The following is a 23,556-nucleotide window of genomic DNA, read 5'->3' as shown; positions in this document are numbered from 1 at the left end:
ACTACTTAATATTGCCAATTTTACTAAAAAATATCGACGAGAGGATATCGGCCTAGCTCCCGTTGCGTGCATTGCAACATGGCAGAGTCGATCGCAAAAGCTCGATCAAAAATAACCGAAGTTGCCCTTGCCGCCTATTGCTCGCCTTAATAGAATTGCAAATTATACCTGTCACGGTGACGACAGGTGGAAAAGGCCGGAAGCAACCGGTCGAGAGTGGGCGACCTTAACAAGCCCACATGACAAGGGACGGCGCTCGGGTGGGGCAATCGCGATAATACCCGAGCCGGTTTATGGGCTGTTGGGTATGGCACTTCCAAAATTCATCCTCGGGATGATTTTCGCTCTGGCGATCGTCGTCGGCTGGTCCTGGCTGGGCGGTGCGTCGATAGGCACGATATTGGTGCGTGTCATCATCTGCGCCGTGACCATTCAGGCCGGCTATTTCGTGCTCATCTACACCATGATCGCCAGGAGCGCGCCGACGCCTGCCGACATAGCTCGTGACGCCGAGCGCAAACTGAACGCACCCGAGGTCGCCGAAAGCGAGAAGCTGGGCGGTGCTAGGCGCGGCCTGCATTGATGCAGACTGCTCAAACGTGGCCCGGTTTGGCGGCAACGACATGCTTCGAGACAAAGGGACCAAAGCGCCCCGTGAATCCGTCTCGGCGCGACGCGTCTTGGTCGCCGGCTCACGCCACATCAGCGGGTTCGCTCTCCGACTGTTCCCCCGACAGCATCCTCGACAACCGGCTGCCGGTTTTTTCCTTCAGCCGCTGATATTGGCCGACCTCGACGATACGGCCGTTTTCCATCGCCACCACCCAGTCGGCGAAGGCGATCATCGACGGCCGGTGCGCGATGGTCAGGATCGTCATCGTACCGCGTAATCCATCGATCGACCTGGCGATCAGCGACTGGTTCTGCCAGTCGAGCGCGCTGGTCGCCTCGTCGAGGATGAGCAGCGACGGCTTGCGCAGCAGCGCGCGCGCGAGCGCGATGCGCTGGCGTTCGCCGCCCGAGAGCCGCACGCCGCGATCGCCGACCACCGTATCGAGCCTGAGGTCGAGCCGTTCGACAAACTCGCCGGCGTGCGCCTGACGCAGCGCTGCCCACAGATCGCCATCGCTGGCCCGGGGCGCGGCGAGGCGCAGGTTCGCCGCGATCGTGTCGTGCAGGAGGAACACGTCCTGCGGCACATAGGCCACCTGGTCGCGCCAGCGACGGCGATTGCTGGCGTCGATCTCGACGCCATCGACAAGCATCTTGCCGGTGGTGGGCTCCAGCAGGCCAAGCAGCATGTCGGCGATCGTGCTCTTGCCCGATCCGGACGGCCCGATCAGGGCGGTGACCTTGCCGGCCGGCAGGCCGAAGGTGATGCCGCTCACCACCGCCTTGTCGACAGCATCTCCGTAGGCGAAGGACACGCCGCGAATATTCAATCCCGTATTGAGGGAGAGCGTCCCGGCGTCGGCGAACTCGGTATGGCCGGGTTCGCGTTCGGCGTCGAAACGTGCCTGCAGGCTGCGCATTGCCGTAAAGGCGGGCAGGTTGATCAGCACTTGCTGGGCCTGCGTCTGCATGTCCATGAAGCGCGGCGCGATACGCATGAAGACCAGGAGCAGGACGACGATCTCGGCCAGCGACAGGTTGAAGCGGACCAAAGCCACATAGATGAACAGGCTCAGGCCCACGACGCTCGCCACCTGGAATACAGCAGTGCCGATGGTGCTGTTGCGCACATAGTCGATGTTGTCGGCCTTCATCCTCTCAAGCGTCGACCGCAGCTGCGCGAAATAGCTGTCCTCGACGTTCAGGCTCTTGGCCACCTTGATGCCGCCGAGAAATTCCGAGACCGTCCGGTACTGGTCCTGGCGATTGGCGGTTAGCACACGGCCGAAGGCAGTGGCCCGTGCCCGGAAGGGCCGCAGCGCCACGAACATCAGGATGCCGATGACCACGGCAAACAGCGTCATGACCGGCGAGATAAACACGGAAACCAGGAGATAGCCGGCCAGAAGAACGGCGATCTGCACCAGCATCAGCAGTGCGAAAGCCGCGCCCTGGACGCGGTCGATGTCGCCGGTCAGGGCATGATCGAGATCGGAACTGCGCATGCGTGTAAAAACGCCCCAGCGCGCCTTGCCGATGCTTTCGAACAGGTTCATGCGAACGCGATTGATGAAATCGAACAGCAATTTGGCCATGTAGACCGACTTGAAGCGATTGAACGCCGCCTGCGCCGCAACAAGCCCGATCAGCGCGCAAAGCACGGTCGTCAGTTGCAGCGTGCCATCAGGCACCAGCCAGCGCACGAAATCATCGTTGGGCAGCCGAACAGCGAAATCCTGGTCGGCACGTCCGACCAGATGCAGCAGCGGGACGAGCAGCAGGATCGAAATGCCCTCGGTCAGGCTACCGAGGATGAGGAAGAACAGCGTCGTCCACGTTCGCCGGCCGCCGATCCGGGCAATGGTGGCGCCGAAGGCGGCAATTTCTCGAAACAGCGACAGGCGAAGGATTGGGGGCTTCGACATGGTTGCGCTCACAACCGCCGGCTGCCAGCCGACAGATCCTTTTCGATCAGTTCCACGGCTTCGCCGATCCTGTCCAGGCCCGTCGGGACTTCCAGCCGGTACACGCCGATATGGTTGGCAATCCATGAACATTGCCGAAGATGCGCCGTCGCGAAGTCGCCGGGCAGGGCCGCGCGGCCGAAGCGCGTCACATAGGAGAATTTGATGATGGCCGGCAGGGCGGCAATGGCGGGCAAGGGCGTGATGTCAGCCCTTTCGCCGCGCTCGAGGATATAGATCCTGGTCGCCGGCACCTCGTCGCCCGAAAAGCCACCGTTCAGGCGATGCTGCATCTTGTCGATCGCCGGATGCACTTGCGGCCGCACTTCCGCTTCCCCAAGCGAGATCGCCGCCGCGGCGTCGGCCGCCAGCTTGATCTGCGGAAAGCCCGGAACGGTCATTGGCTCACTCGGATTGGCGAGGTCCAGCGCCACCACGTCATCGGTAAGCAGTCGATGCCCGGCCCGGATCATCGCACTTGCGGTCGTCGACTTGCCGGCTCCCTTGTCACCCATGAAGATGGCGCTCGTGCCGGCGGCGGCGATGGCACTGGCATGCAGGACAAGCAGGCCGCGCCGGTGCAAGAGCAGCGCCATGACCGGACCAAGCAGCGGAAACGCGAGCAGCGCGTCGTCGACGCCGGGCGCCGGTTCGATGTCGATACGGCTGGAATCGGTGATCAGGAACGCGCCCACGGCATGCCACGCAGATATTGCCGGTCCGGCTCGAAGCGAAAGTCGGTCGCGGCTTCGGGCGAGGGCTTTGGCAGGTCGATCGCGCCGACCGCAATCACGACATCCGCCGCCCCCGGCGCCGCCGGCTGCAGTTCGGGCAACGTCACCTCCGACGCGATGGTCAGGCCGTAGGCCCGGTAGAAGCGGCGTTCTCGCTTGGCCCGGCCATGCGAAAAGGCATCATCATTGCATAGAGCGAGCGGCTCGTTGCGCGGCATCATGCGGGGCTCCCGCCATGCTGGAGCTGCCGCAGCCAGAGCGACAGCGAGGCCGAGCGCCAGACATACTGGACATCCAGGGGGGCTGCCTGATCGGGCTGGCGCAGCAGCCGCGCATAGGCAGCACTCACTTGAGGCAGATTGACGTAAGGCGCGATGCGGTTCGCATCCGAGACCAGCAGCTGTTCCAGGAGGTCGCGATGGTTGCGCAGCATGCCATTGACGAGATTGGCAGTGAAGTCGATCTTGTCGCGCCGCCACTGCACCGCCTCCGGCAATACGCCTTGCATGGCGCGGCGCAGCACATAGCGGCCAAAACGGTGGCTCAGCTTCTCCTCGCCCGGCAGCGCCAGGCAGAACTCGACCAGCGGCTTGTCCCAGAAGGGGTAGCGCGGCTCGACCCCGAAATTGGCGGCGGCTTTGTCGAGAACCTCGAAAGCATGCGGGACATAGCCGTTCGACAGGATCCAGCGATGGCTCAAGGCATCGCTGGCCTGGACGCCGGGCGGCATGTAGCCGGCCCGGTGAAACCGGTCGACAAGCTCGGTGCGCTTGGCCAGGTCCGGATTGATCAGGTCGCGCCAGCTTCGTGCGCGCGACACTTGCGCGGGCTTGCGGATCTTGTTCAGGGCACGGTTGGCCATATGCCTCAGCCTGGCGATGCGCCAGGCCGGCCCGTAGAGGGTCAGGAACTGGAGATAAAGGCCAAGCGTGCTGTCGCCATAGGTGTTGGATGCGCTGCGGACCTCGCGCCACAGATCCATCCATCGGCCGCCATTCGCAAGCTCGTGCAGGTGGCCGTGGCCTTGTGAAACGACCTCGTCGCCACCATGGCCGTCCAGCAGCACCTTGATGCCCTTGGCGCCGGCAGTCCGGTAGATGCCGCGGGTGAGCGTCAGGCCCGGCGCCAGGAACGTTCCTTCCTGTTCTTCCAGCACGCGCTCGAATTCGGCAAATGGGGCATAGTTGCCAACCGGGATCAGCGTCGCGTCGACCTTCTGCTGGTCGAGAACGGCATCGATGAAGGGCCGCTCGTCCATCGGCGAGCCCTTCTCGAAAATCAGCGAGAAGGTTGGCAGCCTCGGCTTGCGCGCGGCGGCATTCTGCAGGCCGGCGACACAGGCGATAGACGAGGAATCGAGGCCGCCGCTCAGCATTGCCCCGACCGCCGAGGTCCCTCGCATGCGGTTGCGCACCGATTGCGAGAACAGATGGGCGAATTCCTCCGATGCATCCGACCGCAAGGGCCGCGCCGACGGCTCGATCTGCCAGTATCGGCGCAGCATCACTTGTTGCGCGGTGACGGTTAGGCTGTGGCGGGCCGGCAGGCTGAATATATCGCTGTAGGGGGTCGACTGCGGGTCGTCGGGAAGCCCGGCCAGGAAGCCGGAGATCTGGCGCTCGCTGACACGTGCGCGGATACCCTCGACGCCCAGGATCGGACCGATCTCCGACGCAAAGGCAAAACGCCGGTCCGCCGCGTGGTAGTAGAACGGCTTGACGCCAAAATGATCGCGCGCGCAAAACAGCGATTGCCGCTCGTCATCCCAGATGGCGAAGGCGAAATCGCCTTGCAGATGCTCCGGGCAGGCTTCGCCCCAGCGCAGATAGGCCCGCATCAGCACGATCGCGTCGGCTACCGACTGGTCGCGGATACCGAGCCTGGCCAGCAACTCGTCACGGTTGTCCAGCCGGCAATCGGCGGTGATGGCGAGCCGGCCCCCAGCCATCGTCAAAGGGCCCGGACCGACTTCATCCGATGTGTTGAGCCAGGCGTGGCCAAGGGCGATGCTGGTGTCCAGCCACCAAGAACTGCCGTCAGGACCACGATGGCGCATGCGCGCCAGCATTTGCTGAATGTCGGCCGCCGCGACCGCCGGTGCGTTTGCTCCGCGCAACAGGATTCCGGCGACGCCGCTCATCGGCTGCCGTGGTCGACGAGATGGGCGAAGCCGTCGATCGATCCGCCAAGCACGATATGGTTGTCGCTGACCAGCCAGGCATGTGCTTTCAACTGCTCGCCTGTGCCACGTTCGATGCCGATGCGTATCGTCGATTCATTGCCTTGGCCGGCGAGAATATACTGGCCGGAGAGCGCCTGGGTCAGGCACGTGGCGTAAGGGACGAAACGGGCCGCGGCGGCAACGCCCCAGGCGACACGCCGCAGTTCGCCCATTGAGGCGCACTGCCGCGCGTCGAGGCGCGTCACCAGGCTGCGTACACGATTGTAGGACAACAGCGTCAGCCCCAGCCGAACTGTCGCCACCACCAGCAGGCAATGGCCAAGGAAGATCATTTCCGAGCCACTCAGGGAGAAAATCCTGACCAGCCCGCGCCGGCTTCCTCCGCGCTTCGTCTGCTTGACGTTTGTTTCTCTCGCCGGTTCCTGCCGTAAAGCCGTGGCCCGCGAAGCCAAGGCCCGCGAAACCAGGGCCCGTGAAACCAGGGACTTGTGCTGGACCGGCTTAGACAAGTGCCTCATGATGCCGTCTCGCAAGCCCATTATCGGCCAGGCCCTTCAGCAATGCGTCGACATCGGCCTGGCAGCGCACCGGGTCGACATTGTAGCGCGCAAGCACGGCGCTGCGGATGTCGCCGATCGACCGGGGTTCCTGGATCAAATCCCAGATGAAGGCGCCGACGCCATTCAGGCTGTAGTAGACATTGGATTTGAGATTGAGCAGCGCCAAGCCATCGCCGAACTCGCAAGCCACGGCATCCTTGGTCGCGCACACGCTATCGTGGTCGCCCAGATCACGGTCGGATAGCTCCCCGTTCATCCCCAAACCTCGCTGACAAAACGCTGCGACATCTCCAGGTGGCGCAGGAGAAATCGGGAGGCTGGCCCCCCGACCCCTCTTACGTCTGCTTTTGAATCCAGAGTCCCAACATGTCACTCTGGAATCGGCTGTAAGTCTCAGGAGAACGTCAGGTCGCCAATCGGCGTATGCGCGGGGAACGATGCGTCGATCGCCGTGCTGCCGCCGCCGCCCTGGGTGATGGTCTCAATCGAACCATGGACCGTCAGGCTTGGCGTTTCATATTCATGCTTTTCAACATTCTGTTCCATTTTACTCTCCGATTTAGGACTGGAAACGGCCTGTCGAGTGCCGTCAGCACTTTTATGCTGCAATGCAATAGCTGCACGGCAGCATTTATGAGTCAAGACTGTTTTACTTTCTGTTAATCAATTACGGTTGCTGGCGTCGTCACATGAGCGGCATGCCTAAAACTTGTCATTTTTTAGCCGATTCCTTGTGCACGACGATCGCGCCTGTGCTGATTCTTTAAGCATTTGATTTTGCTTGCATAAGCCGTTTGCGTTGTGCCTATATTTAGGCCTCTCTAATGAAAAGAATTTCCATTCGAGAAATCGTCCGGAGATTGCCTAAGCCGACGTGGCAAGGGACATTTCAACCGCGGTTTTCACTGCTTTCCGATGCCACCTCGATAGACGCTTTGGTGGCAAAAATTCGCACCGCAGAAGGAAAGGCTTTACGGCATCGAGGTTTTTGGTGATGCTTGCTTCGCACTTGCAGCATAAGTGTCGGCGCGAAACGCTTTCTTGGGAGACTGTGCGCTAAATGGCCTTGCCGGATGGCTCATACGAACGATTGCGCGCCGCCGGCTGTGCCGGCGAGGTGGCCTATGTGCAGGCTTGCCTGCGATTGTTTTTCGCCGGCCCGGGCGCGGGCGACGTTTCGATGCGCCATCTTGACGGTGAAAAAATTGCCGAGATTGCCAGGCTGAACAAGGTCGCCGTCTTTGTCCTCAAGGCGCTTTCGCGCGCACCCGCGCTTCAGAGGCCAACTAAGCTTTTCCAATGGCTCGACACCTACCGCAGGAAAACGGTTTCGATGAACGCGTCCTGCATCATGGATTCGATGGCGATCCAGGACGTGCTGCGCGCCAGCGAGATCGATTTCGTTTTTCTGAAGGGTCCGTTCCAGCAGCAACTTCTCTACGACGACCATTTTATGAAGCCCTCGGGCGATGTCGACATCCTGGTTTCGCCGCTCGGATTTTTCAGGGCGCGTGATGCGCTTCGCAAGATCGGCTATGAGGTATCAGGCAAGTCGAGCTCCGTCTGGTGGGTCCGCTTCCTCGGCGAACAGCACATGACCCGGGACGACGGGCCGAGGTCGTCCACCGTCGATCTCCACTACCGCCTCCAGCAGCCCGGCTCGCCAAGCCCGCGCGACGCGGACGGGTTCCTGCGGCGCAAGCGACAGGTCGAAATCGCCGGTGCGACGGTGCCGTTCACCTCGGTGGCCGATACATTGCTTTTGTCCTGCATCAGCGTCGCCAAGGCACTTTTCAACCGGGAACCCTGCGCCGGATACGTCTGTGATATCGGCGCCAGCGCCGGCCGCCTCGACGAGGCGGATCAGCAGCGTTTGCTCGATGCCGCTACCGCGCAAGGTCTGGACGACACGCTGCTGCTTGGCCTGCGCGCCGCCGACGTGCTACTCGGCGGTGCCGGCACGCTGCTGTCACAGCGCGCGACCAGGATCCTGCCGCGCATCGGCAATGAGGATCTGCTCAGCATGGTCATCGCGCCGTGGCTGCCGTCGCTGCGGTGGCCGCAGCGGCGAACGGTGCTTTGGGAACTGTGCGGCCGCGCGCCGGTCCGCTATCTGGCCGAAGCAGGCTGGGCGGCGTCCGCCGATATCAGCCGCCGCATCTTCGAGCGGCCGGCGAGTCGCTGAAGGTAAATTGGATGCTGATGGCAATTCTGTAGTGCATTGAACGAGTACGGGGCGAGGGCAAATCGATATTACCTGTACGAGAGGCAAATCCATGTCGATGACGAAATCCGAGGTCTGCGTGATCATCGCGGCAAAAAACGCCGCAGCGACAATCGCCGTCGCCATCGCATCCGCATTGCGCGAACCGGAAGTGGCGGAGGTCGTGGTCGTCGACGATGCCTCCACCGACGACACCGCCGGTGTCGCACGATCCGCCGATGATGGCAGTGGGCGGCTCTCCGTGATGCGCCTCGATGTCAATCGCGGCCCCTCCTTTGCCCGCAACGCAGCCATCGCCGGCTCGAAATCGCCGTTCATCAGCATTCTCGATGCCGACGATTTCTTCCTCGAAGGCCGGTTTCGCAACCTGTTTGCCGGCGCCGATTGGGATTTCGCCGCCGACAACATCATGCTGATCAGGGATGATGCGACGGGCGACGCGACGAAAATCGTCGCGCCGCAATTTGCCGCCGATCCGGAATTCCTCGATTTCGAGCGTTTCGTCGAAGGCAACATCTCCAGGCGCCGCGTGCAGAGGGGCGAACTGGGCTTTTTGAAGCCGGTGATCAGCCGTGCCTTCCTCGACCGCCATGGGTTGAGCTACGACGAGAGCCTGCGGCTGGGCGAGGACTATGAACTCTACGCCCGCGCGGTCGCATGCGGGGCGCGGTTCAAGGTCATTCGCTCCTGCGGCTACGGCGCCATCGTCCGCGCCGATTCCCTGAGCGGCCGCCACAAGACCCAGGACTTGAAGCGTTTGGCCGATGCGGATCTGGCGCTGCTGGCGATCGACAGCCTGCCGGAAGGCTCGAAGGCGGTGCTGCGGCGGCATGAACGGCACGTGCGCGACAAATATCGGCTGCGTAATTTCCTTGACGTCAAGGCCGAGCGGGGGCTGGGCTCGGCTGCGGCTTACGCCTTCGCCAGCCTGTCCAACCTCGTCCCCATCGTCCAGGGCGTGGCTTCCGACAAGCTCGAGGCGCTGTTTCGTCGTGTCGGCCTTGTGTCCAGCCAAAAGCCTGTGCCGCCGCTGCGCTTTCTGATGGCCGGAACCAGCACGGGCAAGGAACGCTGAGAGCGGTCCCGATGCAGCGATTTGTCCACTCGCGGCATGTCATCACGCAAACCATTTCGGCCGGATTTATGAGTTTACGAATTGGGTGGTTGCCTCGCGGCTCCGACGATGGCAGTCTATGTTGCGGTGCAGCATAGTGGACGACCAGCCGAACTTGGCCCCCGATCGATTGGTCTGATGTCTCTCCCTCAAAAGGAGCACGACAACGCAACACGAGTTTTTGAGCCCCGGCTGCGGGGATCGGCCAGAAGCCCGGCCCACAAGCCGGCGATGACGGGAACCTGAGTTCATGGCCTCGATATTCGGTTTCAGATCAAGGGATCCGGCCCGCGACCGTCAGGCCGATGTTTCACGTCTTGATCGTCTGGCAAAGCTGTTCGAGCAGATTGCGGCCGAGATCGAGGCCGAGAGAACCGGGCTTGAGAATCGCTACCGGACGACGTCGACCAACGCCGCCTTTCTGGTCGAAGCGATGGAAAACGGCTCTGCTTCCGACAAGCGGTCTTCGGAAGTCAGCGCCCTGACACAGTCGATCCTGAATTGCGAGCGCCGCATCGCGGCGCTGTCGCGCCAGGACGGCATGATGAAAGATCTCCGTCATTCGCTGAATATGGTCTTTGACGAGGATGCCTCCTCGGCCGCCGCGGCGGAATTCGCCTGGCCGGCAGGCGCCGGCAGAGGTTGAACGTGAAGGCTCGGAACTGTTGCAACAGATTTGATGCAAGGCGGGAAGCAGAAGCAATCGAGAGGGTCACAAGGAAGGTCAAGGTTGGCCCGTGCAGGAGCGGTTCGAACGTCGACTTTGGGTTGGGGACACACAGCGCAAAGGTGAGTTTGGTATGAATTGGAATCCGAAACCTACGACGGCAATTGACGCACCGCCTCTCGCATATCGGACCGGACAAGCCGCCCGGCGGCTGGGGTCGCTCGGTGCGTTGCTGCTGGCTGCTCTTGGCGGTTTCCTGGCAACCCCTTCCCATGCCCAGGACATTCCGACATCGCCGTCCTTTGTCGATGATTTCAAAAGCTTCGACCGCACGCGCTGGTATGTTTCCGACGGCTGGAACAACGGCAGCCATCAGAATTGCACCTGGTCGAAAAATATGGTCGAACTGTCGAATGGTGTGCTGTCGCTCGGCTTCGAAAAGCAGACGCTGAAGGATCGCGACTACGTCTGCGGCGAGATCCAGACCAAGCAGCGCTTCGGCTATGGCACCTATGAGGCACGGCTGAAGACCGATACCGGCTCCGGCCTCAACGCCGCGTTCTTCACCTATATCGGTCCAAGCGACAAGCAGCCCTGGGACGAGATCGACTTCGAGGTCCTGACCAAGGACACCTCCAAGGTGCAGGTCAACGCCTATATCGCGGGCAAGGGCAAGAACGAGAAACTGGTCGACGTGCCGGGCGGCACGGAGAAGGCCTTCAACGACTACGCCTTCGTCTGGCAGAAGGACAGCTTGCGATGGTACGTCAACGGCCAACTGGTGAACACGATTACCGACCCGGCGAAGCTGCCCAGCCATGCACAGAAGATATTCTTCAGCTTTTGGGGCAGCGATACGATGAAGGGCTGGATGGGAGCGTTCGCGGATCCGGGCCGCAAGCTTTCCCTGCAGGTCGAGCGGGTCGCCTTCACGGCGCTCGGCGAACCCTGTCAATTTCCGGAATCGCTGGCATGCAGTGTAAAGTAGTTGGGAAAGTCGATTTGAACCGGCGGGACCGAAAACGGTCCGCTGCCTTGCATGGGAATGAAACCGAATGAATTTGACGGTGTTTGGAATTGGCTATGTCGGCCTCGTGCAGGCGGCGGTGCTTGCCGAAGTCGGGCACCAGGTGGTGTGCGTCGACATCGACGCCGCCAAGGTCGAGCGGCTCAACCAGGGCCTGGTTCCCATTTTCGAACCCGGTTTGGAAAACCTCGTTAAGGAGAACCATGCCGCCGGCCGCATCAAGTTCACAACGGATGCCGCCGCCGCTGTCAGGCATGGCGAGATCCAGATGATCGCGGTCGGCACGCCGCCGGGTGAGGACGGCTCGGCCGACCTCAAATATGTGCTGGCAGTCGCCGAGACCATCGGCCGCGAAATGGACAAACCCAAGATCGTCGTCGGCAAGTCGACTGTGCCGGTCGGCACCTGCGAAAAGGTGAAGGCCAGGATCGCCGACACGCTGAAGAAAAGAGGCCGCGAGGACCTGGCTTTCGATGTCGCTTCAAATCCGGAATTCCTCAAGGAAGGGTCCGCGGTTGCCGACTGCATGAAGCCGGACCGCATCATCGTCGGCACCGACAGCGAGGACACCGAGGCTGTGATGCGCGAACTCTACGCGCCGTTCAATCGCAACCATGAGAAGATGATCGTGATGGACGTGCGCAGCGCAGAATTCACCAAATATGCCGCCAACTGCATGCTGGCGACCAAGATCAGCTTCATGAACGAGATGGCCAATCTGGCCGAACAACTCGGCGCCGACATCGAGGAGGTCCGCAAGGGCATCGGCAGCGATCCGCGCATCGGCTACCATTTCATCTATCCGGGCCTCGGCTATGGCGGCTCGTGCTTCCCGAAGGATGTGCGGGCGCTGATCAAGACCGCCGAAGGCGTCAAGTTCGACGCCAAGCTGCTGCGCGCCGTTGAGGAGCGCAACAACGCACAGAAATCGGTTCTCTTCGACAAGGTGGACCGCTATTTCAAGGGCAACCTCAAAGGCAGGACCTTTGCGCTCTGGGGTCTGGCCTTCAAGCCCAACACCGACGACATGCGTGAGGCGCCGGCGCGCGTCCTGATGGAGGCGCTCTGGAAGGCCGGCGCCAATGTGCAGGCCTATGATCCCGAGGCGATGCAGGAATGCCAGGCCATCTACGGGCTGCGCGACGACCTGCTTCTGTGCGGCACCAAGGAGGCAGCGCTTCGCGGCGCCGATGCGCTGCTGATCGCCACAGAATGGAAGAGCTTTCGCGCGCCGTCCTTCGACGCGGTGAAGGACGCGCTGACCACGCCGGTCATCTTCGACGGCCGCAACCTCTATGACCCCAAGGTCATCGCCCGCCACGGCATCGAATATCACTCGATCGGCAGAATGGCGGCATGAGACCGGGCCCTGGCAGCCGGATGCAAGACCGGTCCGCACACGGCCTGCGGGCGCTGGGGTTGAGCGCGTATTTCTGTGTGGAGTTGTAGCTGATGGTGCTGGACGTAAAGCCGGAGCAAATCACCAAGAATCATTTCGATCTCGTCGCGATCGGTTCCGGCTTCGGTTCGGCCTTCTTCCTGCATGAGTTCGCCAGGCGCCGAAAGGCGCGCATTCTGGTGCTGGAGTGGGGACGCCACAACACCCATGAATGGCAGCTTGAACAGAACGTCAACACCGACATCGAAGACGAGACGACCTACAAGACCAATTCCGACAAGCCGTGGAACTACACGATCGGACTGGGTGGCGGGACGAACTGCTGGTTCGCGCAGACGCCAAGATTTCATCCCAATGATTTCCGGCTGAAAAGCACCTACGGCATCGGCAATGACTGGCCGATCAGTTATGACGACGTCGAGCCGTTCTACTGCGACGCGGAAGACATCATGTCGATCTCCGGCGACCCCGACATGGCGGCGATGCTGCCCCGCTCGAAGCCGTTTCCGCAACCGCCGCATCGCATGTCGACACCGGACAGGATGATGAAGGCGGCGCAGCCCGACCAGCACTTCGTCATGCCAACCGCGCGGGCTCGCGTGCCGACCGCGCAGCGCAGCTCGTGCTGTGCCAATCTGCGTTGCTGGCTGTGCCCGGTCGACGCCAAATTCACCGTCAACAACGGGTTGATGCACGTCTTCGAGCATCCCGACATCTCGGTCTGCCTCGGTGCGGAAGTGCGCCGGCTCGATCACGTCGGCGGTGCTGTCCGTTCGGTCACGTTCAGCCATGACGGCAAGGAATACCAGGTCAGCGGCGATCTCTTCATTCTCGGCGCCAATGCCATCCAGAGTGCGGCGATCATGCTGCGATCCGGCCTGGGCGGCGAATTTGTCGGCAGCGGCCTGCATGAATCCTACGGCTGGAATTTCGAGGTCTATCTCGACGGCGTCGACAATTTCGACGGCAGCACCATCACAACCGGCCTGAATTTCGGCCTCTATGATGGTCCTCACCGATCGGAGCATGCGGCGGCACTGGTCTATTTCGAGAACCGCTGGCAGCACGGAATGCGTGCCGAAAAGGGGCGGCTACGCCAGGCGCTGCCGTTGGTCGTGGTCACCGAGAACCTGCTCGACCCCGAGAACTACGTCACGCTTGACGCGGATGACAATGCCTTCGTCAGCTTCAAGGCGCCATCGGACTACGCGGTGAAGGGCATGGCGCGCGCTCTGGAGAAATTGCCTGACCTTCTGGCGCCGCTGCCGGTCGAAAAGCTCTTCGACCGCGGCATTCGGCCGACCGAATCGCACGTCCAGGGCACGCTGAGGATGGGCACCGGCCCGGCCGATTCTGTGGTCGACAGCGGCATGATCCACCATCAGCTCAGAAACCTGGTCGTCGTCGGCACCAGCACCTATCCGAGCTGCTCCTGCGCCAACCCGAGCCTGACCGCGGCAGCGCTGTCCTTGCGGGCGGCGAGCCGGATCGCGTGAAAGGAGGTATCGCATGATCGAGATTTCCAGACGCTCGGCCCTGGCCGTCTTGGCTGGCGGAGTGGTTTCGACGGGGGTCGCCTACGCCACCGTTTCCTCCTTCTCGGACGAGGATCTGGTGCGCGTCACGCTGGAAAAATATCTTGGCAAGTTGAACATCCGCATCGAGCATCTGCAGCAGTTCGTGCTGGCGTTCCGCGACAGGAATCCATGGAATTTCCCAAGCGAAAAACTGAGTGATGCCGTCACCCTGGTGGAGGAGCTCAAACTGGGCGCCGCGCGTCGCTTGCTGCCCCGGCGGAAGCGGGAAGATCTGCTGCATTTCGACCGCTGGGTCGTCGCCGAATTCCATATGCTGACGGACTACGCCTGGCGCAGTTCGCCCAACGACCCGATCCGGTTTACCGGCTGGCAATCCTGTACCAATCCCTTCGCCAATCTGGAGCCGCCGAAACTTGCCTGACGTCGAAAGCGAGGCGGCGGCCTTTGCCTGTTGTCTCCGAGCAAGGAATACGAGATGCGACAAGGAGCCCGATCATGAAAGTTCTCTTTGCAGGCGGCAACGGCTACCCGCCCGAGTTCAGTGGCGGCGTTCAGTCGAGCACGCATCATCTGGCCGAACAGTTGATCGAGCACGGTCATGAAGCGGCTGTGCTCGCCGCCCTGTTCGGTGACGGTGTCTTCGGCTTCAAGGCACGCGCCAAGATGAAGCTGTTGCGGCAGCCGGCGGTTGTCGACAGCTATCCCGGCTATCCGGTGGTGCGGGCCTGGTTTCCCTGGGAAGCGGCGGGTTATGCCGTCGACAGGCTGAAGCCCGATGTCGCCGTGGTCCAGTGTCACAAATCGGTTCCGATCGGCAAGGCGCTGCAGGCGGAGGGCGTGCCTCTGGTCGTTTATCTCCGCAATGTCGAGTTCCATGAACTGGGCGGCGATCTGCGCGAATTGCATTCGGCGCTTTACATTGCCAATTCGGATTTCACCGCGCGAACCTACAAAAAAGAATTCGGCATCGAGGCAGCGGTGATCCCGCCAACCATCAACCCGGCGCATTACTCGACGCCGACGACGGGCCAGTTCGTCACGCTGATCAACCCCTATGAGGAAAAGGGATTTGAGCTCGCGGTGCGGATTGCCGGCGCCTGCCGCGAAATTCCATTCCTGTTCGTCGAAAGCTGGAAGCTCGACGACGATCACCGGGCGCGGATCGAACAGACGATCGCTCCCTTGGGCAATGTCGTCCTGGAGAGCCGCACCAGCGACATGAAGACGGTCTATGGTCGCACGAAGATCCTGCTTGCTCCCAGCAAGTGGGAAGAGGCGTGGGGCCGCGTCGCTTCGGAGGCCCATTGCAGCGGAATCCCCGTTATCGGTTCGCGGCGCGGCGGTCTGCCCGAGGCTGTCGGCTCCGGTGGCGTGGTGCTGGATTACGATGCTCCGCTGGCCGATTGGGTCGCGGCCGTCAGGCGGCTGTGGAGCGACAACCAGGAATATGACCGGCTTTCCAGTCTCGCTCGCAGCTTCGCCGGGCGCCCGGAACTCGATCCCGATCGCCAGTTCATCACCTTCTTCTCGATACTGGACAGGGCCATGCAGCAGCGTGCGCGACAGGCGGCCTGACGACGCGCCTGAGCAGGTCAGGCCGGACGCTTGACCCGGCTTTTCAGCGTCTCGTAGCCGCGGGCGCCAAGCAGTGCGCGGGCAATGGTCTTGGCGGCGCTCTTGCGGCCCTCTTGCGACTTGATCTGCCGCAGCCTTGCCGGCAGGTTGCGGGCCGCCTGGCCAAGTGCCGGCAGCGACAGCGCGTCGGGGAAGCTGACCATATGCGTTTCGACGCACAGCACCGGCTTGCCTGACAGTTCGGTGATCTTCAGCGCCTGTTCGTGCTCGCTCTCGATGAACAGGATGGCATCGGACTTGCGGTAGAAATCGGCCTTGAAACTGCCATGCGCGCCGAGTCGTTGCCGTTCCGCCTTGCTCGGCAGATCGAGCATGATCAGCTGGTCGTATTTGATCTCATGCTTGGCGAGCCATGCCTCGGTGAGCGCGCGGTATTTCTCCAGCCGGCTGGTGACCAGCCAGCCGATCCTGTGGGTCGCGACATGGAGCGGCCGCGCTTCGCTGAGGAATTTCTCATAGGCCGGGCCGTCGTCGTTTTCCGCCTCTGTCGGGTCGAGGCACAGCACGCCGTCAATGTCGACGCAGCATTGCGCCAGGAATTTGTGATGCATGAAGTTCCACTGGAACATGCGCGGATGCGGCACGACCTCGAAGACGAGGTCGGTTTCCTGGTGCAGGGGCTCAAGGCCGAACACGGCGGCAAAGGTGAAGTCCGCCTCGATGCCCGCAGCCTGGATGCGGGCGCGTGCGTCGCGCATGGCGTTGCCGCCGGCGACGCTGTCGTCGATCACCAGCACCTTGCGCATCTCGGAAACCTTGCGGTCGAGAGCGGCCCGGCGCTTGGTGACGCCTGATGTGTAGATTCGCCCAGCCAGGAAGCTGTCGAGATCGGTCATCGGGATGTTCGCGGCAAGGCTGACCAGCGTCGCTGCCAAAACGCCGCTTCTCGGCACACCGACGACCAGGTCGATGTCGCGCGGCAGCCGGTGCAGGCCCCTGACGATGGCGTCGTTCATATCGGAGATCGATCGGTAGTGCATGGTTCAGACCTGGTCCTGGAGGAGATGTCCGTAGCAGTCGAAGACGCCCAAATTATTGCGCTTCGCGCGGCGCTGCCGCAGGCAGCCTTGCCGGCAGCATCTTGAGCGCCTCGCGCAAGGCTTCGCGGCCGGAGGCGAATGCCAGTGCGATGATGATCGTGATGAGGTAGGCGAGCACGGCGCTGCTGGCCAGGGCGACGACATGCTGCTGCGGCAGCGCTGGCTTGACGAACCAGATCGCGGCCAGCGCCAGATGGGCGCCAAGCACGAACGGCGTTGCCGCGCGCAGCACATGATGCGCCTGCAGCGGTCCGCTCTTGCCGACATAGAGCCATAGGAACGGCGTCCGCAGATATTCGCTGATCGCATAGGCGATCGCCACGCCCAGCGCGCCATAGGGCAGGCCGAGCATGAAAGCCAGCACCGACGTCACGGCCGTTATGATGCCCCAGCGCATGAAATCGCCGGAGCGGCCCTGGCTGACGAAAAGCCACCCCGCCGGATTGTTGAGCGGCTGCAGCAGCCCGGCAAAGCCGAGCGCCAGGAAAATCGAGGCGCTTGCGCGCCATTGCTCGCCGAGCACGAAGGGGATCAGCACATCCGACATCGCGGTGGCGAAGGCGACACCGGGAAGCGCCACCAGCAGGATCAGCGGCATGACGCGCAGATAGGCGCTGCGGTAGCGATCCGGTTCGTCCTTCAGCCTGGAAAGTGCTGGAACCATCACCTTCGACAAGGGGTTGGTGATCTGGCTCAGCGGAAACAGAAGCAGCTTGTAGGCGCGGTCATAGAGGCCGAGCTGCGCCTCGCCCCAATATTTGCCGATCAGCACGTTGTCGAGGTTGCGGGCAAAGAAATTGGCGAAGTTGAAGCCGGTGATGCCGGCGCCGAAATTGATCAGCTCGCCGATGCCGGCGACCTTGCGCGGCAGGCCCGGACGCCAGCGCGAACTCGCCCAGTAGCAGAGCGTCGGCAGCACGGCACCGGTCAGCGTGCCGGCAAACAGGGCCCAATAGGAGCGATCGATGAAGGTCCAGGCGATCGACACGGCAAGCCCGGCGATTGCGCTGGCGACGTCGATGACGGCCAGCCGGCCGAACTGCATACGGCGCGTCAAGAGCGCCAGATGCTGGGCGCCAAGCCCATAGGCCATGATCTGCAGCCCGAACGCAGCCACCAGACCTGTCACGCGCGGCTCGCCGTAGAAGGCAGCAACCAGCGGCGCCGCACCCGCAAGCACGCAAGCCAGGATCGCGCTGACGGCGACATTGATCCAGAAGAGGTAGTTCACCTCCTCATGCCGGATGCCTGATTTCTGGATCGTTGCCTGGGTCAGGCCGAAATCCTGGAACAGTGCGATAAAGGCAAGCACCGGCGCGCACATCGCCACGACACCGAAATCCTGTGGCGACAACAACCGCGACAGCACGATAACCGACAGAATCTGTGTCGCGACCCGCACCGATTGCGCCATGGCCGTGACAACCGCGCCGCGCCCAACCGATTTGCGCAAGGAGCCTTCTGGCGGATCGAATGCATTGGCTTCCAAATTCAGGATTCCTGATTTTTTACGTGGGTTTTCGAGCCCGAAAATCCACGACCGCCGCCGACCACAAACTACGGCAATAATTTTGCAGTGCAACAGAAAACGTCGATTGGTGCAGCAAAAATGTTGCGATGCAGCAAGGCCTGTACTAGCATTCCCTCGGGTGGGCCAACAGCGGTCGAGTTTTTATGCTGCATGTCTTGTACCTAGTGCACGACGTTTCCGACCCGGCGGTGCGCCGGCGGATCACGATGCTCAGGGCAGGTGGGGCCCAGGTCACCTTGGCCGGCTTCCGTCGCACCGCGAATCCGATTGCGGATATCGAGGGACTGCGCCCGATCGACCTCGGCGGGACGCGTGACGGGCGATTCGGCCAACGCCTCGCGGCCGTAGCCAAAGCAGCCGTTTCGATAGGCTCGAAGCTGGGCGGCATGCCAAAGCCGGATGTCATCGTCGCGCGCAACCTGGAAATGCTGGCGCTTGCCCGCCGCGCCAGGTCAGCCTTCGGTGCATCGGTTCCGATCGTATACGAGTGCCTCGACATTCATCGGCTTGTGCTGCGCAACGATGTCCTGGGCAAGGCGCTGCGTGCCACCGAACGATTTCTGGCCAGGGATGTGAAGCTGCTGGTGACCAGTTCGCCTGCCTTCATCGCCAATTATTTCAAGCCGTTCGGCCAGGTCGCGGCACCCATCGAGCTGGTCGAAAACAAATATTTCGAGGCCGCGACGATTGTGCCCGGCGCTCCGGAGGCTGAAGAGAGCCCGGTCGGCCCGCCATGGCGGATCGGCTGGTTCGGCGCGCTGCGCTGCCGCCGCTCGCTCGAGCTGCTGGCTGATTTCTCCCGCCGCATGGAGGGCCGCTTCGAGATCGTGCTGCGCGGCCGTCCGGCTTTGTCGGAATTCCCTGACTTTCACGGCTTTGTCGAAGCCGAGCCATGGCTGTCGTTTCTCGGGCCCTACCGCAATCCGGAAGACATGGCGGCGATCTACAACGATGTCCATTTTTCCTGGGCGATCGATTTCTTCGAAGCGGGGCAGAACTCCGAATGGCTTCTGCCCAACCGGCTCTATGAGGGTTGCCGTTTCGGCGCGGTGCCGATCTCGATGGGCAACACCGAGACCGGGCGATTCCTCAAGCAGCAGGATATCGGCGTGCTGTTGCCGCAAGCGTCGCCCGAAGCGCTCGAAGCCGCGCTAGGCAAGATGGAGGAGCATCGCTTCGCCAGGCTGAAGGGGCGTGTTCTGGCGCGCAACCCGAGAACCTGGAGCTACGATCGCAGCGATTGCCGTGCGCTTGTCGAGCGGCTGCGCAGCCTGACGGCCGTGCCCGGTTCGTTTGCCGCCGAGGCATTGGCATAGGATGGCAGGGGATGGACAGAGGCAAGATGGACAGAGGTTGATGACGCAGACGGAAAAACCCTCATCCAGCCTGATCGTTATCCCATGCCTGAACGAAGCCGCCCATATCGGTGCGCTGCTCGATCAATTGCGGCCCGCGGCCGCCCGGCTTGGCGCCCGGATCATCGTCGCCGACGGCGGCAGCACCGACGGCACGCTTTCCATCCTAGAGGACGTCATTGCCAGGGACCCGCGCGTTATCCTGCTCCACAACAAGCGGCGTATCCAGAGCGCGGCGATCAATCTCGCCGTCGGTACTTTCGGCGATGGTGCCGACTATCTCATCCGCATCGATGCGCATGGCGGTTATCCCGACGATTATTGCGACCGGCTGGTCGAGGAAGCCTTGGCTACATCGGCGGATTCGGTTGTCGTTTCGATGCTGACCAGCGGCAGCGGTGCCGTGCAGAAGGCGGCGGCCGCGGCGCAGAACTCCAAGCTCGGCACCGGCGGCTCGAAGCATAGGCATCTTTCGCAGGGACAGTGGATCGATCACGGCCATCATGCACTGATGCGGATATCGGCGTTCGGCGCCGTCGGCGGCTATGACGAAACGTTCAGCCACAACGAGGACGCCGAGCTCGATTATCGCCTGCGCAAGGCCGGCTACAAGATCTGGATGAGCGGCAAGACGCAGATGGTCTACTACCCGCGTGCCTCGCTCTCAGGCCTCTATTTCCAGTATCTCGGCTACGGTCGCGGGCGTGCCAAGAATGTACTGAAGCATCGCGTCATCCCGAAGGTGAGGCAGATGGTGCCGCTGCTGGTGTTCCCGGTGGTGCTGCTGGCGGCCTTCTCCTTCGTGCACTGGCTGGCGGCGGTGCCGCTGCTGCTGTGGGCGTCGGTTTGCCTGGGCTACGGGCTGGTGGCGGCTATCCGCCAGCGCAAGGCCGACGTTGCGCTGGCCGGTGTCTCGGCCATGGTCATGCATCTTGGCTGGTCGGTCGGCTTCTGGCTGCAGCTTCTCGGCCTCGGCTCGCGACGAGGAGTGGCCTGATGGCGGTGTCGGCAAAGAACCGCAGCATCGACATCGGCGTCTGCACGTTCCGCCGGCCGGAACTGGCCGACACGCTGCGCTCGCTCGACGCCATGGAGATGCCGGTGGGATTCGATGTCCGCATCGTCGTCGCCGACAATGACGACACCCCAACGGCCCGTGACCTGGTGGCGGCGCTGTCGCGGGAATTGACGGTGCCGATCCACTATCAGCACGCCCCGGCGCGCAACATCTCGATCGCCCGCAACGCCTGCCTCGATGCGAGCACCGCGGATTTCGTCGCCTTCATCGATGACGACGAGACGGCCACGACGCCATGGCTTGCCGAACTGGTCGCGATGGCGCAGCAAAGCGGTGCCGCCGCCGTGCTCGGCCCGGTCAGGGCGCGCTATCGCCCGGACGCGCCGGACTGGATGCGGCGCGGCGATTTCCATTCGACCTTGCCCGTCTGGGTGCGCGGCGAGATCCAGACCGGCTACACCTGCAACGTTCTGCTGCGGATGGGCTCGGACAGCCTGCGCGGCCGCCGCTTCAGCCTGGCGCGTGGCCAGACCGGCGGCGAGGACACCGAATTCTTCGACCAGATGCACAAGGCAGGCGGCCGCATCGCCTTCTCGCCCGAGGCGTGGGTCGACGAGGTGGTGCCGCGCTCCAGGGCGGCATTCGATTGGCTCGGCCGCCGCCGCTTCCGCGTCGGCCAGACGCATGGCCATCTCCTGGGCAGCAGCGCCAGCGGAATCGGCCTGGCCAAGCAGGTCGGCCTGGCCTCGGCAAAGGCCATCTATTGCTTCGCCTCGGCACTTCCGGTCGTCGTCAGTCCGGTACGCAGGAACCGCAGCGTGCTGCGCGGCATTATGCATGTTGGTGTCGTCAGCGGCCTCGTCGGCATCCGCGAAATCCGCCTCTATGGCCAGCCGTCGCCACAGGAGGGAGGCAAGCGTGCAGCCTGACGTCAGCTCTATCCCCGATGTTTCCTTCGTTATTGCCGCCTACAATGCCGAGACGACCCTTGATCGGGCGATCGCCAGCGCCATCGCCCAGAAGGGTGTCAGCGTCGAAATCATCGTCGTCGACGACAAGTCGCGCGATGCGACGCTCGATGTTGCGCGGGCCTATCCCGGGGATATCGTCCGTGTCATCGCCCTGCCAAGCAATCGCGGCCCGGGCGGCGCCAGGAATGCCGGCCTCGATGCCGCCCGCGGCAGATGGATCGCGGTTCTCGATTCCGACGACGCGGTCTTTCCCGGCCGGCTCGCCAAGATGATCGCGCGTGCCGAAAGCGCGGATGCCCAGATCGCCGTCGACAATCTGCAGGTCGTTCGCGAGGACGGCGTTATCGAGGACGCGATGTTTCCGCGGCAATATCTGGAAGGCTTGCGCGAGATTTCGCTGGCCACCTACATCGCCGGCAACGTCGTCTTCGAATCCAAGTTCAACCTCGGCTACCTCAAGCCGATCTTCCAGCGCGAGTTCCTGAACAAAAACCGGCTTCGCTATGACGAGAAGCTGAGGATCGGCGAAGACTACATCCTCTTTGCCGCCGCCCTGGCCAAGGGCGGAAAATGCGTCGTCGAGCCCGATATCGGCTATGCCTACCATATTCGCAGCGCCTCCATTTCGCGCGTGCTCGAGCTTCACCACGTCGAAGCCATGCGCAGGGCGGATGCCGTGTTCGCTCAAACCCATCGGATGGATGAGGCCGCGCAGGCCGCGTTCGCGCGGCGTGGCCGCAGCCTGCGCAAGGCGGCATCGTTTCTGTCACTGGTACAGCACATCAAGGCGCGGTCCCCGCTCAAGGCGATCCGGACTGCGCTCAGCGACCCGGCGGCGGTCAGGCATATGGGCATGCCGATCGCCGTGCGGTTGCGAAGAATGGCGGCACAATTTGCCGTCGGGGCGGGGAGGTGAAGATGCAGGCACATGGAGGGAATTTTCGTGGCCTGTGAACGGATTGAAGTCGATCTCCTCAGAAGGAATTTGCGATGAAGAAAATCAGGAAGGCCGTGATACCGGTGGCGGGGCTTGGAACGCGGTTCCTGCCGGCGACCAAGTCGATGCCGAAGGAAATGCTTCCCGTCGTCGACAGGCCCGTCGTCCAATATGCGGTGGACGAGGCCTTCGAGGCGGGCATCGAGCACATCGTCTTCGTGACCGGTCGCAACAAGGCGGTGATCGAGGACTATTTCGACCTGCATCCGGAATTGATCGGCACCCTGGAGCAGACCGGCAAGAAGACCCAGCTGGAGGCGCTCGAAAGCATGCTGCCTGTGGCCGGCGCCACCAGCTTCATCCGCCAGCAATCCCCGCAAGGCCTCGGCCATGCCGTCTGGTGCGCGCGCGAGGTTGTCGGCAACGAGCCCTTCGCCTTGCTGCTGCCGGACATGGTGTCCTTCGGCGGTCGCGGATGCCTCGCCGAAACCGTCGAGCTTTATGAGCGCACGGGCGGCAACGTGATCGCCGTCGAGCGTTGCGAACCCAGCGAGACCAACAAATATGGCATCGTTGGCCGTGGCGCCGAGATCGGCGGCGGTTTCGAGGTGACGGCCATGGTCGAGAAGCCGGCGCCGGCCAATGCGCCTTCGAACTTCTACATCAACGGCCGCTACATCCTGCAGCCGGAGATTTTCGCGCTCCTGGGCAATCAGCAGCGCGGCGCCGGCAACGAGATTCAACTGACGGATGCCATGGTTCGTCTGTCGAAGGATCAGCCGTTCTTCGCCCAGCCTTTTCTCGGCCGCATGTTCGACTGTGGTTCCAAGGAAGGGTTCATCCAGGCCAACATCGCCTTCGCGCTGGCGCGCGACGACATGAAGGGTCCGGTTTTCGAGATGCTTCAGGAGTTCGTCCGGTCGCATGAACGCCAGGAAGAAGCCGCATAATGCCCATCTTTCGGGAGTATCGTCAGATGGCCGGCGAAGAGGGGCCGGCAGGTTCTCTCCGTCTGGCACGACGCTTGCATTGCTCTGGCGATGCTCCC

23 protein-coding genes are annotated in these 23,556 nt (G+C 62.6%); 14 read left to right on the top strand and 9 right to left on the bottom strand.

Annotated features, from left to right (window positions below):
• The first annotated feature begins 307 nt into the window (after positions 1-307).
• Positions 308-583 carry an exopolysaccharide production repressor ExoX protein gene (locus tag RPF88_RS19780; RefSeq protein ID WP_013528119.1) on the top strand — a complete coding sequence of 92 codons (276 nt, stop codon included), beginning with the start codon at positions 308-310 and terminating at the stop codon, positions 581-583.
• Positions 584-692: 109 nt separating this feature from the next.
• Here the strand turns inward: RPF88_RS19780 and RPF88_RS19775 are convergent, their stop codons facing one another.
• The 7 genes from RPF88_RS19775 to RPF88_RS19745 form a co-directional block, all read right to left on the bottom strand.
• Complete coding sequence (locus RPF88_RS19775) at positions 693-2,537, bottom strand: ABC transporter ATP-binding protein (RefSeq protein ID WP_337123026.1); 1,845 nt, start codon at positions 2,535-2,537, stop codon at positions 693-695.
• 8 nt (positions 2,538-2,545) lie between these two features.
• Entirely contained in the window at positions 2,546-3,271 is a 726-nt protein-coding gene (locus tag RPF88_RS19770; RefSeq protein ID WP_337123024.1) for a serine kinase, read from the bottom strand.
• Entirely contained in the window at positions 3,256-3,531 is a 276-nt protein-coding gene (locus RPF88_RS19765; RefSeq protein ID WP_337123023.1) for a hypothetical protein, read from the bottom strand. The genes RPF88_RS19770 and RPF88_RS19765 overlap by 16 nt, the downstream gene beginning before the upstream one ends.
• Positions 3,528-5,450 carry a lasso peptide isopeptide bond-forming cyclase gene (locus RPF88_RS19760; RefSeq protein ID WP_337123022.1) on the bottom strand — a complete coding sequence of 641 codons (1,923 nt, stop codon included), beginning with the start codon at positions 5,448-5,450 and terminating at the stop codon, positions 3,528-3,530. The genes RPF88_RS19765 and RPF88_RS19760 overlap by 4 nt, the downstream gene beginning before the upstream one ends.
• Positions 5,447-5,824 carry a lasso peptide biosynthesis B2 protein gene (locus tag RPF88_RS19755; RefSeq protein WP_337123021.1) on the bottom strand — a complete coding sequence of 126 codons (378 nt, stop codon included), beginning with the start codon at positions 5,822-5,824 and terminating at the stop codon, positions 5,447-5,449. The genes RPF88_RS19760 and RPF88_RS19755 overlap by 4 nt, the downstream gene beginning before the upstream one ends.
• Before the next feature lie 169 nt (positions 5,825-5,993).
• Positions 5,994-6,308 carry a PqqD family protein gene (locus RPF88_RS19750; protein WP_027164264.1) on the bottom strand — a complete coding sequence of 105 codons (315 nt, stop codon included), beginning with the start codon at positions 6,306-6,308 and terminating at the stop codon, positions 5,994-5,996.
• Between the two features lie 137 nt (positions 6,309-6,445).
• Positions 6,446-6,598: a lasso peptide gene (locus tag RPF88_RS19745; RefSeq protein WP_010913078.1), complete on the bottom strand. Its 153-nt coding sequence runs from the start codon at positions 6,596-6,598 to the stop codon at positions 6,446-6,448.
• Between the two features lie 514 nt (positions 6,599-7,112).
• Here RPF88_RS19745 and RPF88_RS19740 point away from each other — a divergent pair.
• From RPF88_RS19740 to RPF88_RS19705, 8 genes are all read left to right on the top strand, one after another.
• A complete protein-coding gene (locus RPF88_RS19740) occupies positions 7,113-8,237 on the top strand; it encodes a nucleotidyltransferase family protein (RefSeq protein WP_013528113.1) in 1,125 nt (374 codons plus the stop codon).
• 91 nt (positions 8,238-8,328) lie between these two features.
• A complete protein-coding gene (locus RPF88_RS19735; RefSeq protein WP_013528112.1) occupies positions 8,329-9,351 on the top strand; it encodes a glycosyltransferase family 2 protein in 1,023 nt (340 codons plus the stop codon).
• A gap of 289 nt (positions 9,352-9,640) precedes the next feature.
• On the top strand, positions 9,641-10,036 hold the full coding sequence (locus RPF88_RS19730) for a hypothetical protein (RefSeq protein ID WP_337123014.1): 396 nt from the start codon (positions 9,641-9,643) through the stop codon (positions 10,034-10,036).
• A 154-nt stretch (positions 10,037-10,190) separates the two neighbouring features.
• The gene (locus RPF88_RS19725) at positions 10,191-11,045 is read left to right on the top strand and encodes a family 16 glycosylhydrolase (RefSeq protein ID WP_024501832.1); all 855 of its coding nucleotides are present in this window, start codon (positions 10,191-10,193) and stop codon (positions 11,043-11,045) included.
• A gap of 67 nt (positions 11,046-11,112) precedes the next feature.
• Positions 11,113-12,444 carry a UDP-glucose dehydrogenase family protein gene (locus RPF88_RS19720; protein WP_013528109.1) on the top strand — a complete coding sequence of 444 codons (1,332 nt, stop codon included), beginning with the start codon at positions 11,113-11,115 and terminating at the stop codon, positions 12,442-12,444.
• A 92-nt stretch (positions 12,445-12,536) separates the two neighbouring features.
• The gene (locus RPF88_RS19715; protein ID WP_013528108.1) at positions 12,537-13,979 is read left to right on the top strand and encodes a GMC oxidoreductase; all 1,443 of its coding nucleotides are present in this window, start codon (positions 12,537-12,539) and stop codon (positions 13,977-13,979) included.
• Between the two features lie 13 nt (positions 13,980-13,992).
• Complete coding sequence (locus tag RPF88_RS19710) at positions 13,993-14,442, top strand: hypothetical protein (protein WP_013528107.1); 450 nt, start codon at positions 13,993-13,995, stop codon at positions 14,440-14,442.
• Between the two features lie 74 nt (positions 14,443-14,516).
• The gene (locus RPF88_RS19705) at positions 14,517-15,596 is read left to right on the top strand and encodes a glycosyltransferase (protein ID WP_064992952.1); all 1,080 of its coding nucleotides are present in this window, start codon (positions 14,517-14,519) and stop codon (positions 15,594-15,596) included.
• A gap of 17 nt (positions 15,597-15,613) precedes the next feature.
• Here the strand turns inward: RPF88_RS19705 and RPF88_RS19700 are convergent, their stop codons facing one another.
• Together RPF88_RS19700 and RPF88_RS19695 are read right to left on the bottom strand one after the other, a co-directional pair.
• The gene (locus RPF88_RS19700) at positions 15,614-16,636 is read right to left on the bottom strand and encodes a phosphoribosyltransferase family protein (protein ID WP_013528105.1); all 1,023 of its coding nucleotides are present in this window, start codon (positions 16,634-16,636) and stop codon (positions 15,614-15,616) included.
• 52 nt (positions 16,637-16,688) lie between these two features.
• The gene (locus tag RPF88_RS19695; protein ID WP_337123010.1) at positions 16,689-18,185 is read right to left on the bottom strand and encodes a lipopolysaccharide biosynthesis protein; all 1,497 of its coding nucleotides are present in this window, start codon (positions 18,183-18,185) and stop codon (positions 16,689-16,691) included.
• Positions 18,186-18,370: 185 nt separating this feature from the next.
• On the opposite strand from RPF88_RS19695, the gene RPF88_RS19690 reads away from it, so the two are divergent.
• The 5 genes from RPF88_RS19690 to RPF88_RS19670 all read left to right on the top strand — a co-directional run bounded on the left by RPF88_RS19690 (position 18,371) and on the right by RPF88_RS19670 (position 23,458).
• A complete protein-coding gene (locus RPF88_RS19690; protein ID WP_337123009.1) occupies positions 18,371-19,543 on the top strand; it encodes a glycosyltransferase in 1,173 nt (390 codons plus the stop codon).
• Between the two features lie 40 nt (positions 19,544-19,583).
• On the top strand, positions 19,584-20,579 hold the full coding sequence (locus RPF88_RS19685; protein ID WP_337123008.1) for a glycosyltransferase family 2 protein: 996 nt from the start codon (positions 19,584-19,586) through the stop codon (positions 20,577-20,579).
• A complete protein-coding gene (locus RPF88_RS19680) occupies positions 20,579-21,529 on the top strand; it encodes a glycosyltransferase (protein ID WP_275954152.1) in 951 nt (316 codons plus the stop codon). Before RPF88_RS19685 ends, RPF88_RS19680 begins: the two co-directional genes overlap by 1 nt.
• Positions 21,519-22,487 carry a glycosyltransferase family 2 protein gene (locus RPF88_RS19675; protein WP_337123007.1) on the top strand — a complete coding sequence of 323 codons (969 nt, stop codon included), beginning with the start codon at positions 21,519-21,521 and terminating at the stop codon, positions 22,485-22,487. Before RPF88_RS19680 ends, RPF88_RS19675 begins: the two co-directional genes overlap by 11 nt.
• Before the next feature lie 74 nt (positions 22,488-22,561).
• Entirely contained in the window at positions 22,562-23,458 is an 897-nt protein-coding gene (locus RPF88_RS19670; protein WP_337123005.1) for a UTP--glucose-1-phosphate uridylyltransferase, read from the top strand.
• Positions 23,459-23,556: the final 98 nt, after the last annotated feature.

The sequence above is a fragment of the Mesorhizobium sp. ISC11 genome (assembly GCF_037162595.1).
GTDB classification, from domain to species: domain Bacteria; phylum Pseudomonadota; class Alphaproteobacteria; order Rhizobiales; family Rhizobiaceae; genus Mesorhizobium; species Mesorhizobium ciceri.
This window is presented reverse-complemented; position numbering and strand designations above follow the sequence as displayed.

Coding starts and splice junctions, on each gene's coding strand:
- RPF88_RS19780 (WP_013528119.1), top strand. CDS start 308: ATGGCACTTCCAAAATTCATCCTCGGGATGATTTTCGCTCTGGCGATC.
- RPF88_RS19775 (WP_337123026.1), bottom strand. CDS start 2,537: ATGTCGAAGCCCCCAATCCTTCGCCTGTCGCTGTTTCGAGAAATTGCC.
- RPF88_RS19765 (WP_337123023.1), bottom strand. CDS start 3,531: ATGATGCCGCGCAACGAGCCGCTCGCTCTATGCAATGATGATGCCTTT.
- RPF88_RS19760 (WP_337123022.1), bottom strand. CDS start 5,450: ATGAGCGGCGTCGCCGGAATCCTGTTGCGCGGAGCAAACGCACCGGCG.
- RPF88_RS19755 (WP_337123021.1), bottom strand. CDS start 5,824: ATGATCTTCCTTGGCCATTGCCTGCTGGTGGTGGCGACAGTTCGGCTG.
- RPF88_RS19750 (WP_027164264.1), bottom strand. CDS start 6,308: ATGAACGGGGAGCTATCCGACCGTGATCTGGGCGACCACGATAGCGTG.
- RPF88_RS19745 (WP_010913078.1), bottom strand. CDS start 6,598: ATGGAACAGAATGTTGAAAAGCATGAATATGAAACGCCAAGCCTGACG.
- RPF88_RS19740 (WP_013528113.1), top strand. CDS start 7,113: ATGGCCTTGCCGGATGGCTCATACGAACGATTGCGCGCCGCCGGCTGT.
- RPF88_RS19735 (WP_013528112.1), top strand. CDS start 8,329: ATGTCGATGACGAAATCCGAGGTCTGCGTGATCATCGCGGCAAAAAAC.
- RPF88_RS19730 (WP_337123014.1), top strand. CDS start 9,641: ATGGCCTCGATATTCGGTTTCAGATCAAGGGATCCGGCCCGCGACCGT.
- RPF88_RS19725 (WP_024501832.1), top strand. CDS start 10,191: ATGAATTGGAATCCGAAACCTACGACGGCAATTGACGCACCGCCTCTC.
- RPF88_RS19720 (WP_013528109.1), top strand. CDS start 11,113: ATGAATTTGACGGTGTTTGGAATTGGCTATGTCGGCCTCGTGCAGGCG.
- RPF88_RS19715 (WP_013528108.1), top strand. CDS start 12,537: ATGGTGCTGGACGTAAAGCCGGAGCAAATCACCAAGAATCATTTCGAT.
- RPF88_RS19710 (WP_013528107.1), top strand. CDS start 13,993: ATGATCGAGATTTCCAGACGCTCGGCCCTGGCCGTCTTGGCTGGCGGA.
- RPF88_RS19705 (WP_064992952.1), top strand. CDS start 14,517: ATGAAAGTTCTCTTTGCAGGCGGCAACGGCTACCCGCCCGAGTTCAGT.
- RPF88_RS19700 (WP_013528105.1), bottom strand. CDS start 16,636: ATGCACTACCGATCGATCTCCGATATGAACGACGCCATCGTCAGGGGC.
- RPF88_RS19690 (WP_337123009.1), top strand. CDS start 18,371: ATGCTGCATGTCTTGTACCTAGTGCACGACGTTTCCGACCCGGCGGTG.
- RPF88_RS19685 (WP_337123008.1), top strand. CDS start 19,584: ATGACGCAGACGGAAAAACCCTCATCCAGCCTGATCGTTATCCCATGC.
- RPF88_RS19680 (WP_275954152.1), top strand. CDS start 20,579: ATGGCGGTGTCGGCAAAGAACCGCAGCATCGACATCGGCGTCTGCACG.
- RPF88_RS19670 (WP_337123005.1), top strand. CDS start 22,562: ATGAAGAAAATCAGGAAGGCCGTGATACCGGTGGCGGGGCTTGGAACG.